A 17,215-nucleotide genomic window follows, 5' to 3' on the forward strand; every position below is an offset into this window, starting at 1 on the left:
TGCTGCCAGCAGCGTCAGCGGGACATTGCTCTTTGGCGAAGAATCATCAACTTGGCTTGACGTGCCGCTTGGCTCGACGGCCCCACACCCGACCGCTTTGGCAAGATGAATCGCATGGCGAACCTGAGCCGTCGCGCAGTTCTACGACTGGGCGCCGGAGCCGTTGCGGGTGTCGGGGGTGCCTTCGCGGGCGGCCGCATGCTGGACTCTGCGACAAACGTTGCCGGCCCGGACGTCGCGATGACCGGTGTCGGCGCTCCGCTGGCACCGCCCGCCCCGCTGGAGCCTGCTGCGTCCGGCGTCGCCGCCCCAACGATGGTGACCGGCTCGTTCGTGTCGGCCGCGCGTGGCGGGGTGAGCACCAACTGGGCCATTGCCCGCCCGCCGGGGCAGACGGCGCCCCTGCGCCCCGTCATCGCGCTGCACGGTAAGGGCCAGGATGCCGCGGGCGTGATGGCCGGTGGTGTCGAACAGGGCCTGGCCCAAGCGGTTCAGGCCGGACTGCCACCGTTCGCGGTGGTCGCTGTCGACGGTGGCGGCAGCTACTGGCACAAGCGTGCCTCGGGCGAGGACTCGGGGAAAATGGTGCTCGACGAGCTGATCCCGATGCTCAGCAGTCAAGGGTTGGACACCTCCCGGGTGGCGTTCCTGGGCTGGTCGATGGGCGGTTATGGCGCGTTGCTCCTGGGCGCGCGGCTCGGACCGGCCCGCACCGCGGCGATCACCGCGGTCAGCCCGGCCCTCTGGCTGTCGTCCGGCGCGGCGGCGCCCGGCGCGTTCGACGGTCCCGACGACTTCGCCGCCAACTCCGTCTTCGGCCTGCCGGCGCTGGCGTCGATCCCCATCCGGATCGACTGCGGCAACAGCGACCCGTTTTATTCAGCAACCAAGCAGTTCATCGCCCAGCTGCCCAGTCCGCCCGCCGGCGGCTTTTCCCCCGGCGGCCACGACGGCGGCTACTGGAGCTCGCAGTTGCCCGGCGAGATCGCCTGGATGGCGCCGCTCCTCACGGCCTAGATCACGTTGACGGTGTCGAGGAACGCCGTCGCGTAGTCGGTGTCGCCGCTGATCTGAACGTCGCGGTCTCGCCAGCCGGCCCGCCGGGTGCCCCACTCCGGGAACTCCAGTGCCACACCGGTGATCTGCGCGGCCGACCCTTGCGTCGGGCCCGCCGCCACCGTGCCGTCGGGCGCCGCCCGCCAGGTGCCGCCGCCGGGCCCGGTCAGGGTGATCGCCAGCGGTCGGTCCAGCCAGGCCGGGGATGCCGCTCGGATCTGGTTCGACAGCACGGCCATCATCCACTCGCATACGACGGCCATCCGGTTGGCGTCGGTGCCCGGGGCGGGCCGGTCCAGCGCCGGCGCCATATCGTGACGCAGGTGGGTGTGGTGGTCGAAGACCATGGCGCCGGTGAGCACCCGCAGCGGAAAGCGGCCAAGCTCCCCCAACGCCATCGGCACCCCACCGATCGGCCGGCGCGCCATGAGCGGGAAGACGGCGGCCGCGACGCCGCTCCACCGGCGGTACTCGGCCAGCACCTCCGGCCCGGACCGATCCCGCCGGGTGTCGACCATCAGGTCGTTGGCGGCTTCGATGTCGTTGGTGCGCATCAACTTTGCCGCGGCGGGACTGAACAGCGCACGGCAGCCGGTGCCCATGTGCGCCACGACGTCCTGGATGCGCCAGCCTGGGCAGCGACTGTCCATTCGCCACTGCGCAGGCTCGAGACCCGCGCAGAACGCCAGCAGCTCGGCCCGCTCGGCCTTGAACGCCGCACCGCGGTCCGGACTCACCTGCGCCATGATTGTCTCCCGTTGTGGAATTGTCTACAGTCGCAGTTACTGTCAACCATTCGATAAGCCTTCCGACAAGCGCGTTGCGAGGAGATCATGACCGTCGAAAGCCCACCGCTCTCCCCGCGGCCGTACCACCCGCTCGACATCTCGGCACCGGACTTCTGGACGGCCGACTTCGCCACCCGCGACCGCACATTCGCGCAGTTGCGGGCGGCCGAAGGATTGTCCTGGCATGCGCCAGTGTCTTCGGTGTTCCCGCACTCAGAGACCGGATACTGGGCGGTCACCCGGCACGCCGACATCAAGTACGTCAGCCAGCACACGGAGATCTTCAGCTCGGCATTGGGCATGAGCGTCGACCCCCTCCCGGCCGAAGTGCAGCAGGCGACGAGTTTCTTCCTGGCCATGGATCCGCCGGAACACACACTGTATCGGCGGTTGATCAGCGCCACGTTCACTCCCAAGCAGGTCCGTCGCATCGAGGCCCAGATTCAGGCCAACGCCGCCGACATCGTCGACCGGTTGATCGAGCGGTTGCGCGACGGTGAGGAGATCGACTTCGTCACCGAATGTTCGGCGAAGCTCCCCATGCGGACCGTCTCGGACATGATCGGCATCGCCCCCGCCGACCAGGAAGCCGTGGCGTACGCGGCCGAAAGCTTGTTCAGCGCCACCGATGACGACTACGCCAGCTTCGAAGAACGCGCCACGCACGCGCTGACCCAGATCGGGATCCTCACCAGTTCCGGCATCGAGCTGGCCCAGCTGCGCCGCCGCGAACCGCACGACGACCTGATGACCAACATTGTCAACGCCGAGGTCGACGGCCACCAGCTCACCGACGTCCAGATCGGCTCGTTCATGGTGCTGTTGGCCTCCGCCGGTAACGACACCACCAAGCAGACCACTTCGCACGCGTTCAAGGCACTCGCTGACAACCCGGGCCAACGAGCTTGGCTGATGGAGGATTTCGACGCACGGATCGGTCCCGCCGCCGAGGAGTTCATCCGCTGGGCCACCCCGGTGCTCAACTTCGCCCGCCACGCCACGGCCGACACCGAACTGGCCGGCACACAGATCAAGGCCGGCGAGAAGGTGGCGCTGTTCTACTGTTCGGCCAACCGCGACGAGGCGGTGTTCCACCATCCCGGCGAGTTCGACATCACCCGCTCGCCCAACCCGCACTTCGGCTTCGGTGGCGGCGGCCCGCACTTCTGCCTGGGGGCCAACCTCGCGAGAGCCGAGCTGCGGCAGTTGTTCCATCAACTGCTCACCCGGCTGCCGGACGTTCAGGTCGGTGAGCCGGAGTACCTGCACAGCAATGTGATCCACGGCGTGAAGAGGCTGCCGGTCAAACTGGTGTAATGCGCCCCTCGGCGGCAGCCAGCGCGATATCGCTGCGAAAATGGCTGCCGGGCAAGCGAATCGACGATGCGATTCGGTAGGCAACCTCCCGGGCCGCCACCAGGTCCGCTCCGGTACCGACGACCGAGAGCACCCGTCCTCCTGAGGACACGATGGTCCCGTCGGCGCGCCGGGTGGTACCGGCATGCAGGACGCCGTCGGCCTCCGACCCGGTGATCACATCGCCCACCCGGGGACGACCCGGATAATTCTCGGCGGCCACCACCACGGTGACGGCATAACCGTCGCGCCACTCCAGCGGGGCGGCGTCGGCCAGCGTTCCGGTTGCGGTGGCGTGTAACAGCTGCCCCAGCGGGGACTCCAGCAGCGCCAGCACAGCCTGCGTTTCGGGATCGCCGAACCGGCAGTTGAATTCGACGACGGCCGGGCCGTTCGATGTGATGGCCAGCCCGGCATACAGCAGTCCGGAGAACGGGCAACCACGTCGAACCAGCTCGGCCGCAACGGGTTCCACGACCTCGCTGACAATCGCCGACGTCGCTTCCGCAGACAGCCACGGCAGCGGTGAATACGCGCCCATACCACCGGTATTGGGCCCGGCGTCAAAGTCAGCGACCCGCTTGAAATCCTGGGCGGGCAGCAGCGGAACCACCGTCGACCCGTCGACCAGACAGAACAGCGACACCTCGGGCCCGTCGAGGAACGACTCCAGCAGCACCGGATGCCCGGAGTCGAGCAGCGACGCCGCGTGCGCGCGGGCCACGTCGCGGTCGTCGGTGACCACCACACCCTTGCCTGCGGCCAGCCCGTCGTCCTTGACCACCCACGCGGGCTGACCGGCGGCCGGACCAAACCGGTCCAGCGCCGCATCGAGGTGGGCGGGGTTGTCGACGGTCTCGCTGCCCGCGGTGCGCACACCGGCGGCGGCCATCACATCTTTGGCGAACGCTTTCGAACCTTCGATTCGGGCGGCATCTTTCGACGGGCCGAAGCAGGCGATCCCGGCTGCGCGGACCGCGTCGGCGACGCCGAGAACCAGCGGAACCTCGGGGCCGATGATCACCAGATCGACCTCGAGCTTGCGGGCCAGCGCGGTGACCGCCTCGGCGGAGGTGACGTCGACGTCGTGCTGTTCGGCGACCGCCGCGGTGCCGGCGTTACCGGGCGCGACGGCCAAGAAGTCGACTTGTGGATCTTTGCGCAGGCCCAGCAAGAGGGCGTGTTCGCGGGCACCGGATCCGATCACGAGGACGCGCACAGGTTCACACCCTATCGCCCGACTCGACTACCAGGTGTCGACGAATCGCCTCGGCGGCGGGAGTTCATCACGCGCTGCCGCGGCGGCCAGGGTCGCGATGATCAGGCCGCGGGTCTCTGCCGGGTCGATGACGTCGTCGACCTCGAAGATCTGTGCGGCGTTGAGCGCTTTGGCGTTGTCCTCCATGGCGGCCGTGGCCTCGCGCACCCGCTGTTCCCGCTCGGCCTCGTCGGCGATGGCCTCCAGCTCCTTGCGCATGCCGAGGCGCACCGCGCCCTCCAACCCCATCGGCCCGAGGTGCGCACCTGCCCACGCGACCGTCAGCAGCGGCTCGTGCAGGCTGCCGCCGGTCATCGCCTGCGCGCCCAGGCCATAGCCGCGGCGCAGGATCACGGCCACCAACGGCACCCGCAGTGCGGCGCCGGCGACCAGCATTCGCGAGGCACGCCGCACCAGCGCCTCGGCTTCGGCGGCCGGGCCGACCATGTAGCCGGGACAGTCGATGAGCGAGATCACGGGCAGGCCGAAGGTGTCGCACAGTTGCAGGAAGCGCGCCGCCTTGTCGGCCGCCGCCGCGGTGATCGCACCGGCCATCACCATCGTGTTGTTGGCGATGACGCCGACCGGGCGGCCGTCGATCCGGGCCAGCGCGGTGACCATCTCGGCGGCGAACTTCTCCCGCAGGAAGGTCACCGTGCCTTCGTCGGCGATGGTCTCGATGACGGGCTTGATCGGGTAGGCGCGCCTGGCGCGCTCGGGAATGACTGTGCGCAAGGAGGTTTGGTCGGCGACTGCACCAGGCGCCGTGATGCCCTGGAAGTAACCGATGAGTCGCTTCGCGACGGCCACCGCCTCGGCTTCGTCGGCGACGACGGTGTCGACGACGCCGTTGGGCGACTGCACGGAGATCGGGCCGACGTCATCGGGTGCCACGTCACCGAGGCCGCCGCCGGCGATCATCGCCGGGCCGCCCATGCCGATCGAGGCGTCCGTGGTGGCAACGATGAGGTCCGAGCAACCGGCGATCACCGCGTTGCCGGCGAAGCAGCGGCCCTTGACGATCGCGATGCGCGGCACCACACCCGACAGCGCCGCCCAGAGTTTGAAGGCCCGGGTCTCCAGCGACGAGACGCTTGGGACGTCGGTGTCGCCGGGCCGGCCGCCGCCGCCCTCGGCGAAGAAGATCGTGGGCAGTCGCATTCGCTCGATGAGTTCGAAGAGCCGGTCCTTCTTGCGGTGTCCGAGCACTCCCTGGGTGCCGGCCAGCACCGTGTAGTCGTAGGACAGCACCGCGCACGGGTGCCCGTTCACCTGTGCGGTACCGGCGATCAGCCCGTCTGCCGGGGTGCGTGCGATCAGGTCGTCGAGGTCGCGCTTGCGCCGCTGCGCGGCGATCGCGAACCGGCCGTACTCGACGAACGAATCGGCATCGACCAGGTCGGCGATGTTCTCCCGGGCCGTCCGCCCGCCCGCGGCATGCCTGCGCTCGACCGCGTCCGGGCGTGCCGCGTCTTCGGTCAGCGCGCGGCGGCGCAGCAGTTCGGCCAGATCGGGGCGGTCTGTCATCAACCGAAAGTACCCGTACATCGTGGGCACTTGCGCGCGCGCCGGGATGGCAAAATACACTCATCGTTGCTGGCGAGCGCGCAGCTGCCGGCATATTGTGCTCGGTGATCGCCGCCGTCCGCGGTGCAGCCCCGGCAAGGGATCGGGAGTGCCTGCTGGAAGTGACTGACCGCGTAACACTGACATGACGTGCGACGGCGAAGGGTTTTTGACGGCGGATGCGTAGTCGCGGCTGGGCAGGGGCAACACCCGCCTCCGACGAAGAGGCGATCACTCGAATCTTGGATGCCGTCGACGACATAGTCGCGGACCAAGGGGCAGCGATACGCCTTGCCGACGTCGCTCGAAAGCTTGGGGTTACTCGGCAAACGGTGTATCACTACTTTCCCAATGCCGACGCGCTTCTCGTCGCCAGCACCATGCGGGCAGCCGATGGCTTCCTCGACCAAGTTGCAGACCATGCTCACGGGCTAAAGGATCCAGTCGCGGCAGTTACCGAGTGCATTTCGTTCGCGACCGAAAGCCTCGCCGGTGACCCGCAGCTGGAGAATCTCTTGACTCGCCGGCGGAAAGAAGAAGGCGACGTCTCCCTCACCGGCGAAACCGCAATTGCATTCTGCCTGTCAATATTTCATCGGCTCGACGTGGATTGGGAGTTGCACGGCTTCGACGGCACTGCGCTCGATGGACTCGCCGAAGTGACGCTTCGCACAGTGCAATCGCTGCTGATCAACCCGAGTTTGCGGCGCGAAGGAAACGAACTGCGCGGCTTCGTGGCTCGATGGATTGGTCCAGCAATCCTCTTCCAGAGATGCTCGTCGCTGTCGTCAGCCGATGGGCAAACGCCCGTCAATCCGCGGTGATTACGATCCAGGTTTTCCGCCGGTCATGATCGTGGCCATCCGGGCCTTCATATCGCCATAGGTGATGGCCTGCGAACCCGGCCTCGGGATCCGGTCGACGTCAACCTTCGGGGTCGACAAGTCCCTACCCGCCACGTTCGCACGCAGCGCGGCGACCGTGCAGTTGTCGCGGCCCAGTCGCTCGACGCCGGTGTAGCCGAAGGCCTTTGCGGCGTTGCGCCACGAGATCGCCTCGATCTCGTCGGCGGTGCAGCCCTCGAGCTCCTTGGCGAGCTGCTCGGGCGCATCCGGCCAGCTCGAATCGGAATGCGGGTAGTCCATCTCCCAGCAGATCGTCTCGACTCCGATTCGGTGCCGGTTCTCGATGCCGACGCGGTCGCGGATGAAACAGGACAGAAAGTTGGCGCGGAACACATCGGTGGGGGTCCGGCCGTCGCCGAGGTCGTCGCCGGTCCAGGCACGCTGGCGGCTGTACACGTCCTCGAACCGTTCCAGCAGGAACGGGATCCAGCCGATGCCGCCTTCGGAGAGGGCGAACTTGATCGTCGGGAAGTCCTTGACCACCCGGGAGAACAAGAGGTCGGCAGTGAACCGTCCGGTGTCCAGCACGAGCATGGAGTTGTAGGCCAGGTAGCTGGTGTGGTCTGACGGGACGGCCATCCCACCGCCGGTGCCGATGTGGATGTTGACGACGGTGTTGTTCTCACAGATCGCCTCCCACATGACATCCCACTGCCGGTCCTGCCACGCCGGTTGGCCATAGTTGCCGATGTGCTGGGGGACAGTCACCGCACGGCACCCCAGCGACGCCAGCCGACGCACCTCGTCTGCCGCGAGCTGGGCATCCCACAGCGGGAGGATCCCCATCGGGATGAAGCGGTCCGGATGGGCGCCGCACCAGTCCTCGATATGCCAGTCGTTGTAGGCCTTGACCATCACCGCCGAGATCTCGCGCTCACCCTTGTAGGTGAACAACGCCCCCGAGATCGTCGGGAACGACGGGAAGCACACCGAAGCCAGCACGCCCGAGGCGTTCATATCGTCGACGCGGGCATCGACGTCGTAGCAGCCCTTGCGCATGTCCTCGAACCGCGACGGTTCGAATCCCCACTCGTCGTTGGGCCGGCCGGCGACCGCATTGAGACCGATGTTGGGCAGCTTCATCCCGTCATAGACCCAGGCGACCGAGCCGTCGGCCTCTTCGACGATCCGCGGCGCGGCGTCGGCATACCGGGCGGGCACCCTCTTTTCGAACATGTCGGGCGGCTCGACGGTGTGGTCGTCAACACTGATCAACACCAAATTCGAGGGATCTACCATCACGGTTCTCCTACCCTGATCATCGGCTGCGTCGCAGCAGCATCATGGTCGTTCCGCTGTTAGCGCCACCCACGCCGCACGCCGCGAGTTCAGCGCCGGCGACCTGCCGCGCACCCCCATCGCCGCGGACCTGCACACACGCTTCGTGCAGATGGCCGAAGCCGTGCAGCCGGCCGCCCGAAAGCTGGCCGCCCGCAGTGTTGATCGGCAGCTGCCCGCCGAGCGAGAAGCGCAGCGGGTCGGCCACCCACTCCCCCGACTCACCGACGCCGCAGAAGCCGAAGTCCTCGAGGAAGCACAGCACGAACACACTGAACCCGTCGTACAGCGAGGCGTAGTCGACGTCGTCGGGCGTGAAGTCGGTTCGGTCCCACATCGTCGACCACCGCGAGTTGAGCCGGGTGATGTCCTCGCCACCCTCCCAGAGGAACCGATCGTGATGGGCACAGTCGAGCGACTCGACCGTGATTGCCGGATGATCAAGGGCGGCAGCGTGTTCAGCGCGGGAGACGACGAATGCGGTGGCACCGTCGCAGGCGATGTCGCAGTCGTAGAGGCACAACGGGTCCGACACCATCCGGGCATCCAGGTACTCGTGCACGCTCAGCGGTTCGGTGTAGATGGCCTTGGGGTTGAGCTTGGCATGCGCGCGCTGTACGACCGCGATATTCGCAAGCTGCTCGCGCGTCAGACCGAACCGGTGCATGCGTGCGCGGATTTGCAGCGCCGCCAGATTGGCCGCGGACGCACCGAAGGGCAATTGCCAGCCGAGCTGACCCGCGGCCCGCGATCCTGATGGGACGCCGTAGCCACGGCGGCGGTCAGCGCCCTGGGCGGTACCTTCCCAGATACTGCGCCAGCACAGCACGTGGTTGGCCATTCCGCCGGCGACCGCGAGCATCGCGTCCACCACGGCGCCGAGTTGCCCGGGATACTCGACACCACCGGCCACCCAGTTGGGCCGGATACCCAGCGCGTCGTGAAGTTCGCGCAGACCGGCACCGGAGAAGCCCTTGCCCGCCATCGAGGCACCCGGGTAGGTGGTGAGTCCGTCGATGTCGGCCAGTGTCAGACCGGCGTCCTCCACCGCGGCAATGCAGGCATCAGCGGTCAGCTGCAGCGGATCTCGACCCAGCCGGCGACCGATATCGGACTGCCCGATCCCGCTGATGATCACGTTCTCGGTCAGCGCCCCCGCCATCAGCGCTCCGCCGTGAACAACGGAAACCAGACGACGTCGGATGGATCACCGTCGTCACCTGGCTCGAACGTAACCTGGACCGGCATACCGACCGAGATCTCGTCCGGATCGACCCCGACGAGATTGGTCAGCACCCGAACGCGGGAGTCTTCGACGGGATTGACGAAGGCGATCACGTACGGCGTGGGGAACCCAGGATAGAACGGGTGGTGATTGACCGTCCATGACTCGACGGTGCCCCGGCCGGATAGGGCAACCCACTGCGGCGTCGCGTGATCGTGCTGACAGCGCAGGGCGGGCGGATGGATCAGCCGGGCACAGTCGGGACACTGCTGCAGCCGAAAGACTCCTTCGGCACCGGAAGTCCAATAGGGGCGGTTGATTTCAGTGACGGCAGGCAGCGGCCTGCCCGTACTAGTCACCGGCGGGCTCATCATCGTCGGTGACGCCGAAGATGAACCGGTCGGCGATGGCGTGCTCGTTGCGAATGGACATCTCCTGCGCGGTGTTCAACCACAGCCCGGTGAATCCCCGCGAGTGCATGCCTGCGTGGATCGCATCGATGTTCCGCAGATCCTGCGTCGGCAGTTCGCCCCAGCCGTCGTGGTCCTGCCAGCGTTGCACTTCCAGCCAACTGGTCTGCGGAACCTCGCCGGGCGGGAAATGCTCCAGCGAAAACATCTCGAAGACACAACGATTCGGATCATCGGCATCGGGCAGCATGCGGTAGCCCAACAAGCACGACTTCTCCACCAGGATCACCAGGGTCGGGAACACATGCCAGTCCCCGTTGCCGGCGAAGTATTGCTCCATGGTCATTTTCGGGAAGTCGACGCCCTCGGCCAGCGCCAGTTCCTCACACATCTGGTGGTAGAGCACGAACGGCGGGATGTCACTGGGCTCCATCTGCGCCAGCTGCTGAGCCGCCCGATAGTCCCGCTCGGTGACCAGCGAGCCGACCTCGAGATAGTTGTACTGCATCGAGTTCGCGAACACCTCGGGCCTGGCAGCCTGCTGCTTGCGTGCGGTGTCCTTGTTGCCGCTGTCCGGTCGTGCGGTGTAGATGAACCGGGAATGGTTCTTGTACGCGATCGTCGGGGTGTACGGGGCGTAGACGAACTCCTGCGGCGGCGCGGGCTCCGCGGAGGGCCGCGGGCCCTGGACCGGTCGCAGCGTCTGCGGATGCGTGCCAGGAGTGTGGTAACCCTCGATGAACGCGTCGATGACGGTCTTGTAGTTGGCGTTCAGGAACGTGCGCTTGCGCCAGCGAAAACGCATGTCCTCCAACCGGAACGGCGCAAGCGCGGTCGGCAGGGGGTCGAGCCACTCCAGCAGATCCGGTGGGTCCTCGGCCATGCTGATGAACACCCAGCCGCCCCACGTTCCTACTGCGACCGGGCGCAGCGACCACTGCTCACGCGGACGGTCCAGGAACTCATCTCGGGACGGGACGAATGACGAACGCCCGTCGAACGCGAATCGCCAGCCATGGAACTCGCAGCGCAGTTCGTTGCCCGCCGCGCACCCGGCGCCGCGTACCACCTTCATCCCGCGATGCGCGCATGCGTTGTAGAACGCCTTGATACCGCCGTCCTTCTGCCGCAGCACCATGATCGACTGCCTGCCGATGGTGTACTCGTAATAGCTTCCCGCGTCGGGGATCTCCTCTTCCCGGCACGCGGGCTGCCAGACCGCGGAGAACAACCGCTCGAGTTCGAGCTGGAGGAACTCGGGATCGAGGTAGCGGGTCTTGGGCACGAACGTGTCGCCACATGCGTACCGCGGCGGCACCTTTCCCATCACCGCGGGCTCATCAATGGCGGTCATCGCACGCCCCTTCCGACGCTCAGCTGGCGGGTGGCTTGTCGAAGATGTTGGGGTACAGCACCGCTTCCTTGAACGAGGTCTCGATCTCGGCGAATGCCGTCGGAATGTCCCAGGTACCGGACGCGGACACGATCTCCCGCTCGACGACGGGGTTGGACATCAGGCTGATCCGGCCGTTGCCCGCGAAGATCACCCGGCGGTTCAGCCAGTCGGACTGCTCGCTGGCCAGGTAGACCACGGGTGGCACCACGTTCTCTGGGGCCAGCCGACGGTTGGACGCCGAATAGTCCATGCTCCCACCACCTTTGATGCCTTGTGTCATCCGGGTACCGGCGATCGGCGCGATGGCGTTGGACCGCACCCCGTAGCCCTTGAGCGCGTTCGCGCACGAGAACGTGAGTCCCACGATGCCCATTTTTGCGGCGGCATAGTTGGGCTGGCTGGGCGCACCCTGGAGCCCGGACATCGAGGTGAAGTTGATCAGGCGGTACTGCCCGCCGCGGTTCTCCCGCCACCACGCGGCGGCGTGCCTGGTCAGGTTGAACGTGCCCTTCAGATGGACGGCGATGACCGTGTCCCAGTCCTGCTCGCTCATCTTGAACACCATGCCGTCCCGCAGGATGCCTGCCGCATTGACCATGATGTCGAATCCACCCAGGGTCGCGGCGGCACGCTCGATCAAATCACCGCAGGCCGAGAAGTCGGTGATGTCGGTGGCATCCGCGAATGCCTTGCCGCCGCGTTCGTTGATCGCCGAGACGACCTCCTCGGCAGGTCCGGCATCGTGACCGGAGCCGTCGACCGCCACCCCGGCGTCCGACACCATCACCGTGGCCCCCTCCGCCGCCAGGCCCTCGGCGATCGCGGCCCCGATACCGCGTCCGGCCCCGGTGACCAGCGCGGTACGGCCGTCGAGAACACCCATGTTCACCCCTTGCGTTTCAGTGACTCGAGCATACAGAACATCAGTACACGATCTGTATATCTGTTGCCTGTCGAATTACTCGAAGCCCCATTCGGTATACCGACGCTCGAGCTCGGCCATCGCTTCGCGCCCGCCCCTGGCGGAGCGCTCCTTCATGAAGTTGAACTCGTCGTCCCGCCAGGTCAGGTTGCTGAACACGCTGTGCCCCATCGGCACCCAATCACCGAATTGCGCCATCCCGACGGCATTCCAGAAGGTGATGAGCGCATGCTTGCCGACCATCAGCCCGTCGGCCGAGTGGTGCGCGATCGCCCGCGCGTAGCGCATTGCCTCGTCACGCAAGCCGTCGACCGGGACCACCGACGCGGCAACCCCCCACTCCTTCAGTTCCGCCGCGCGCACTTTGCGCCCGGTGATCATTGCCTCATAGCCACGGTTCGGGCCGAGTTTGAGCAAGGCCAACGGCATGGCAGTGGAGAACCCGGCGAAGCCGATCCGCGCCTGCGGGCGTGCCAGGTACATGTCATCGGAGACGACGAGGATGTCCGCTGCCAGCGCGAGGTTCATCCCCGCACCCAAGGTGGCTCCCTGGCACGCCGCGATGACCGTCTTCGGGAACTCGAGCCAATTGGTGAGGTGCCGGTGCAGCCGGCGGGCATTGGCCAAGCGCGCCGTCTGCGGCAAGCGCGTGCCCTTGACCAGCCCGGCTTGTTCAACCGGGAGGCGCCGCACGTCGTCACCACTGGAGAAGTCCTTGCCCTCGGCCGCCAGCACGACGACCTTCACGTCGTCGTCGTCCTCGGCCCGATCAAGGCGCTCCTTGAACAGCACGTGCATATCGGGGGACAGAATCGCGTTGCGCCGGTCCGGCCGGTTGATCGTGATCTGCGCGATGTGGCGTTCCACAACCTCATACCGCACCCAGTCCTCGTCAGCCTCGAACTCGTTCGCCGCCTCGTCACCCACGTGAATCGCCTCCGTATTTGTGAAACACCAAGACACTATCCGACCAGGTGTACAGCAACACGTTCCTATAGAACACCAGGACAACATGTGTTGCTCTGTTTAATTGAGTGATAGTTTTCCCCCATGCCGCAGGTCACCATCTCCAAGGACGTCCCCGCGAACCCGCATACGCTGTGGGGCGTCCTGTCGAACTTTGCGGACGTCGGCTGGATCCCGGTCGCCGGACAGGTCGACGTGCACGGCGAAGGCGTCGGGATGCGCCGGGCGATCCACGGGAACGGCGCCACGCCCGTCGTCGAAACGCTGACCAGCATCGACCACACCCGGATGCAGCTCGGCTATTCAATCTCCGACAACCCGTTACCCGTGAGCCGATTCGAGGCGCTGGTCACGGTCGGCGGCTCGGATACCGGCGGCTCCACGTTGACGTGGCTCGTCGACTATGACCCGAGCGGGTCCACCGAGGCCGACGCAGCCGCCGCCCGCGACGCGATCGAAGCAGTCTACGAGATGATGGCCGGATGGTTGGCCGATGCGGCCTCGGCTAAGGGCTCGCCGTGAGCGACGGTGACTACGGTGTCTCCTTGTCGGCCGCCGATCGCGACTTTCGGGACGAGGTGCAGGCATTCCTGGCATCGGCACTGACGACGGAGATCCGATCGAGCCAGGGTGGTGAGACAGGGCGTCTCGACCGAATGCGGTTGTGGCAGAACCTGCTCCACCAGGCGGGCCTCGCCGCCATCTCATGGCCAACGGAGTTCGGCGGGCGCAGCGCCACTCCGGTCCAGCAATTGATCTTCAACGCCGAGATGGCTGCCGCCCGCGCGCCAGAACCGATCAACCGAAGCGCGATCAACCAACTCGGTCCGACGATCATCCAATGGGGCACCGACGAACAGCGCTCGCAGTACCTGCCACGCATTCTCTCGGCCGAAGACGTATGGTGCCAGGGCTTCAGTGAACCCGACGCCGGCAGCGATCTCGCGGCGCTGAAGACGAAGGCCGCCATCGACGGCGACGATCTCGTGGTCACCGGCCAGAAGGTGTGGACGTCCAAGGCGCAGTATGCGAACCGGATCTATTTCCTGGCACGCACCGATCCGCAGGCCGAGCCCCGCGACGGGATCAGCTACCTGCTCGCCGACCTTGCCACCGATGGCATCGAGGTGCGGCCCATCCGACAGATCACCGGCGACGCCGAGTTCAACGAAGTCTTCTTCGACGGTGCACGAGTTCCGTTGGCCAACGTTCTCGGCCCCCTGCACCAGGGCTGGCGAGTGGCGAAGTCGACACTGGGTTATGAACGCGTCGGCCAGAGCCGTACCCACCGCATCGAGCGCCGGCTCGACATCTTGGTCGCCATGGCGCAGGAACCGAATGCGTTGAGCGACAGCGGATTGAACGATCAATACGTCGCCGACCATATCGTCCGCTTCGCCGCCCAGGTCGAGGCGTTACGCCAAATTGCCGCTCAGGCAACCGCGGCCGGCGTGCGCGGCGTCAGCCCCGGACCGGAGGCCTCGGTCGCCAAGCTGCTGACCTCCGAACTGGACCAGGCGATGGCCAACTTCGGACTCGACCTCGCCGGTCCGGCCGGCACCCTCGAACGGGGGTCCCCTGGCGCCGCGAAGAACGGCAACGTCGCCAAGAGCTATCTGCTGATGCGTGCCGCCACCTTTGGCGCCGGGACCTCAGAGATCCAGCGAAATGTCATTGCCGAGCGACTCTTGGGGCTGCCGCGTGACCCCTGACTCCGAACCGTCGTTGATCGACGTCGCGGATACCGCCGCGGAATTGGCCGAATTGCGGTCCGCTGCGGACGACATCCTCGCGCACGCGTGGTCCGTCGAGCGCACCCGCCGACTGCTCGGCCAGACCGGCGGGTGCTTCGACGCTGACGCCTGCAAAACCGTCGTGGACGTGGGCTGGCCCGATGTCATGGTTCCCGAATCGCGGGGTGGCGGCGGGGGCGGGCTGCGCGAACTGTGTGTGCTCGCCGAGGCGGCGGGCGCGGTCGCGCTGCCCGTTCCGCTGGTGTCGATGGCCGCCGCAGCCTGGTGCGAGGCGCGGTGCGTCCAGGACGTCACCCTGCTGCTCGACGACACCCAAGCGACGGTGACCGACTCCGGTGTGACAGGACACTGGCCGCTGGTTCCGTTCGGAGCGATCGCCAACCGCCTGCTCGTGCTCGCCTATCGCGACGGCGAGCCTCTGCTGGGCGTTGTCGACGCCAGCGGCCCCGGCGTCCGCTGTGACGCCGAGCGGCCGCTCGATCAATCGCCGGCGGGGCGCATTTCGCTCGACGATGCCCCGCTGGACGTGATCGCCACCGGCGCCGAGGCGGCGAACCGCCACCGGGACGCCCGGTTTCGCGCGCAGCTCGCGACAGTATCGGAGTTGATCGGGATCGCGTCGGCCGCCAACGAGGCCGCGGTCGACTACGCGAAGGTGCGCGTGACGTTCGGCCGGCCGATCGGCAGCAGGCAGGCCATCAAGCACCGGCTGGTGGATCAGCGCTCAGCGATCGAAGTGGCTCGCGCACTGGTGAATCGCGCCGCCGACGCGTGCGAACTGGGTCATCCGGACACCGAGGCGCTGGTGTCGTTGGCCGTGTTCTGGGCGATCGACTCACTGCGCCGCGTCCCCGAAGGCGCGACCCAGGTGTTCGGGGGAATTGCATACACGTGGGAGCACGACGCCCACGTCTACCTGCGCCGCGCGGCGACCTGCGTGGCGATGCTCGGGTCGCGCGCGCACCATCGCGAGGTGGTGACGCGCTGGCTGCAATCGCGCTAGACGCTCAGCGGTAGTCGAGTGTCACCGGCAACCGGTCGTAGGTGTGCACCAGTGACGAGGGCCGCAACTCCGCCACGCCGGTGACATGAATACCCTTGGCCCGCTTGATCACTTCGTCGAGAACCATGCGGGCTTCCCGGCGAGCGAGGGCGGCTCCCATGCAGAAGTGCTCTCCCACACCGAATCCGAGGTGCCCGGCGGCGTCAGCTCGGTGGACGTCGAACAGTTCGGCGCTGGGCCCCCAGTGCTCGGCATCGCGGTTCGCCGAGGCATAGGCCAACAGCAGCCCGTCGCCCTCGCGGATCGTCGCGCCGCGGACTTCGACATCTTGGGCGGCCTGCCGGGCCATGCTCATCACCGGGGTCCACCACCGCAACACTTCTTCGACGGCGTTGGTGCCCACCTCCGGGTCGGCAAAAGCCTGCTGTGCTTGTTCAGGGTGCATGTCGAAACATGCTGCGATGCCTGCGATCAGGCTCTGCGTGGTCTCGCTGCCGGCGGCCAGCAGGGTCAGCGCATAGGTCATCACCTGAATCTCGTTGAACGGCTCGCCATCGATCCGCACCTGCGACAGCATGCTCAGCAGGTCGTCGGTCGGGTCCTTGGCCCGCTCGGCGACCAGTTCCATCAGATACGGGGCGACCTCACCGAAGATCAACTCCATGTCGCCGTCCTCGGCAACTCCGCTGCCCACCTTGGCGATCGTCGTCGCCCACCCGGCAACCTTCGGCCAATCCGCCTCGGGCACCCCGAGCAGGTACGCGAAAACGTAGACCGGGAACGGTTCGGCGACCCGTTCGATCCAGTCGAACTCCCCGGCGGGCAGATCGTCGAAGATCGTGGCGATCACCTGCCGCACCCGCGCTTCGAGCTTCGCGACGGCCGCGGGCGTGAACCTGACACCGATTGCCTTCCGGTGGGCGCGGTGCTCCGGCGGATCCATGAACAAGATGCCCCGGCCCCCATAGCCCTGCGGGTCGCGGCCCTCGCGATGGGCGATGAGATCCATCATGATCGCGATTCGCTCGGACTTGAACTTCTCCGGTCGCGCCGAGATGGTCTTGATGTCGTCATACTTGGTGACGACCCAGAACTTGCCCTGCTCGTACCAGTGCACCGGGTCGGTCTCGCGGAGCTCGCGGAACGTCGCGTTGGGATCGCCGAGATAGAACTCCGCGTCGTCGAAACGGGCGTCGGACAGGGCTTTCATGGTCACCATGACTATGAACACTAGAACATCAACTGTGAATGTGTGAAGCATCCGGGGCCGGGCGCCAATGGACATCAATAGAACGTTTACTGTTCAATTGTCTATTGTGATCGACCGCCAGC

16 protein-coding genes are annotated in these 17,215 nt (G+C 66.7%); 6 read left to right on the forward strand and 10 right to left on the reverse strand.

Going from position 1 to position 17,215, the window contains the following annotated elements; translation table 11 throughout:
* The first annotated feature begins 105 nt into the window (after positions 1-105).
* Positions 106-1,017 carry an alpha/beta hydrolase family protein gene (locus tag AB431_RS25505; RefSeq protein ID WP_047332288.1) on the forward strand — a complete coding sequence of 304 codons (912 nt, stop codon included), beginning with the start codon at positions 106-108 and terminating at the stop codon, positions 1,015-1,017.
* Here the strand turns inward: AB431_RS25505 and AB431_RS25510 are convergent.
* The gene (locus AB431_RS25510) at positions 1,014-1,802 is read right to left on the reverse strand and encodes a maleylpyruvate isomerase family mycothiol-dependent enzyme (RefSeq protein ID WP_047332289.1); all 789 of its coding nucleotides are present in this window, start codon (positions 1,800-1,802) and stop codon (positions 1,014-1,016) included. The two genes, AB431_RS25505 and AB431_RS25510, sit on opposite strands and share 4 nt — an antisense overlap.
* 87 nt (positions 1,803-1,889) lie before the next feature.
* Here AB431_RS25510 and AB431_RS25515 point away from each other — a divergent pair, with 87 nt between their 5' ends.
* On the forward strand, positions 1,890-3,161 hold the full coding sequence (locus AB431_RS25515) for a cytochrome P450 (protein WP_047332290.1): 1,272 nt from the start codon (positions 1,890-1,892) through the stop codon (positions 3,159-3,161).
* Here the strand turns inward: AB431_RS25515 and purD are convergent.
* On the reverse strand, positions 3,148-4,419 hold the full coding sequence (gene purD, locus AB431_RS25520; RefSeq protein WP_047332291.1) for a phosphoribosylamine--glycine ligase: 1,272 nt from the start codon (positions 4,417-4,419) through the stop codon (positions 3,148-3,150). The genes AB431_RS25515 and purD overlap by 14 nt on opposite strands.
* A gap of 27 nt (positions 4,420-4,446) precedes the next feature.
* On the reverse strand, positions 4,447-5,985 hold the full coding sequence (locus AB431_RS25525) for an acyl-CoA carboxylase subunit beta (protein ID WP_047333799.1): 1,539 nt from the start codon (positions 5,983-5,985) through the stop codon (positions 4,447-4,449).
* A 218-nt stretch (positions 5,986-6,203) separates the two neighbouring features.
* Between AB431_RS25525 and AB431_RS25530 the strand changes: the two genes are divergently transcribed.
* Positions 6,204-6,848 (forward strand): TetR/AcrR family transcriptional regulator, encoded by a 645-nt coding sequence (locus AB431_RS25530; RefSeq protein WP_047332292.1) that lies wholly within the window; start codon positions 6,204-6,206, stop codon positions 6,846-6,848.
* Here AB431_RS25530 and AB431_RS25535 read toward each other — a convergent pair whose 3' ends face one another.
* The 6 genes from AB431_RS25535 to AB431_RS25560 all read right to left on the reverse strand — a co-directional run bounded on the left by AB431_RS25535 (position 6,849) and on the right by AB431_RS25560 (position 13,087).
* A complete protein-coding gene (locus AB431_RS25535; protein WP_047332293.1) occupies positions 6,849-8,168 on the reverse strand; it encodes an amidohydrolase family protein in 1,320 nt (439 codons plus the stop codon). It abuts the gene before it with no gap.
* A 19-nt stretch (positions 8,169-8,187) separates the two neighbouring features.
* A complete protein-coding gene (locus AB431_RS25540) occupies positions 8,188-9,369 on the reverse strand; it encodes a thiolase family protein (RefSeq protein WP_047332294.1) in 1,182 nt (393 codons plus the stop codon).
* Positions 9,369-9,791 carry a Zn-ribbon domain-containing OB-fold protein gene (locus tag AB431_RS25545; RefSeq protein WP_235435761.1) on the reverse strand — a complete coding sequence of 141 codons (423 nt, stop codon included), beginning with the start codon at positions 9,789-9,791 and terminating at the stop codon, positions 9,369-9,371. Before AB431_RS25545 ends, AB431_RS25540 begins: the two co-directional genes overlap by 1 nt.
* A complete protein-coding gene (locus AB431_RS25550) occupies positions 9,784-11,196 on the reverse strand; it encodes an SRPBCC family protein (RefSeq protein ID WP_047332296.1) in 1,413 nt (470 codons plus the stop codon). Before AB431_RS25550 ends, AB431_RS25545 begins: the two co-directional genes overlap by 8 nt.
* A 19-nt stretch (positions 11,197-11,215) precedes the next feature.
* Entirely contained in the window at positions 11,216-12,121 is a 906-nt protein-coding gene (locus AB431_RS25555; protein ID WP_047333800.1) for an SDR family NAD(P)-dependent oxidoreductase, read from the reverse strand.
* A gap of 75 nt (positions 12,122-12,196) precedes the next feature.
* Positions 12,197-13,087, reverse strand: coding sequence for an enoyl-CoA hydratase/isomerase family protein (locus tag AB431_RS25560; protein WP_047332297.1), 891 nt, complete (start codon positions 13,085-13,087; stop codon positions 12,197-12,199).
* A gap of 123 nt (positions 13,088-13,210) precedes the next feature.
* On the opposite strand from AB431_RS25560, the gene AB431_RS25565 reads away from it, so the two are divergent.
* From AB431_RS25565 to AB431_RS25575, 3 genes are read left to right on the forward strand one after another with little or no spacing between them, the layout of a single operon-like run.
* Complete coding sequence (locus tag AB431_RS25565; protein WP_047332298.1) at positions 13,211-13,648, forward strand: SRPBCC family protein; 438 nt, start codon at positions 13,211-13,213, stop codon at positions 13,646-13,648.
* Positions 13,645-14,838, forward strand: coding sequence for an acyl-CoA dehydrogenase family protein (locus tag AB431_RS25570; RefSeq protein WP_047332299.1), 1,194 nt, complete (start codon positions 13,645-13,647; stop codon positions 14,836-14,838). The genes AB431_RS25565 and AB431_RS25570 overlap by 4 nt, the downstream gene beginning before the upstream one ends.
* On the forward strand, positions 14,828-15,883 hold the full coding sequence (locus tag AB431_RS25575; protein WP_047332300.1) for an acyl-CoA dehydrogenase family protein: 1,056 nt from the start codon (positions 14,828-14,830) through the stop codon (positions 15,881-15,883). Before AB431_RS25570 ends, AB431_RS25575 begins: the two co-directional genes overlap by 11 nt.
* 4 nt (positions 15,884-15,887) lie before the next feature.
* Here the strand turns inward: AB431_RS25575 and AB431_RS25580 are convergent, their stop codons facing one another.
* The gene (locus AB431_RS25580; protein ID WP_047332301.1) at positions 15,888-17,102 is read right to left on the reverse strand and encodes a cytochrome P450; all 1,215 of its coding nucleotides are present in this window, start codon (positions 17,100-17,102) and stop codon (positions 15,888-15,890) included.
* Between the last annotated feature and the right edge of the window lie 113 nt (positions 17,103-17,215).

Source organism: Mycobacterium sp. EPa45, from assembly GCF_001021385.1.
Classification (GTDB): domain Bacteria; phylum Actinomycetota; class Actinomycetes; order Mycobacteriales; family Mycobacteriaceae; genus Mycobacterium.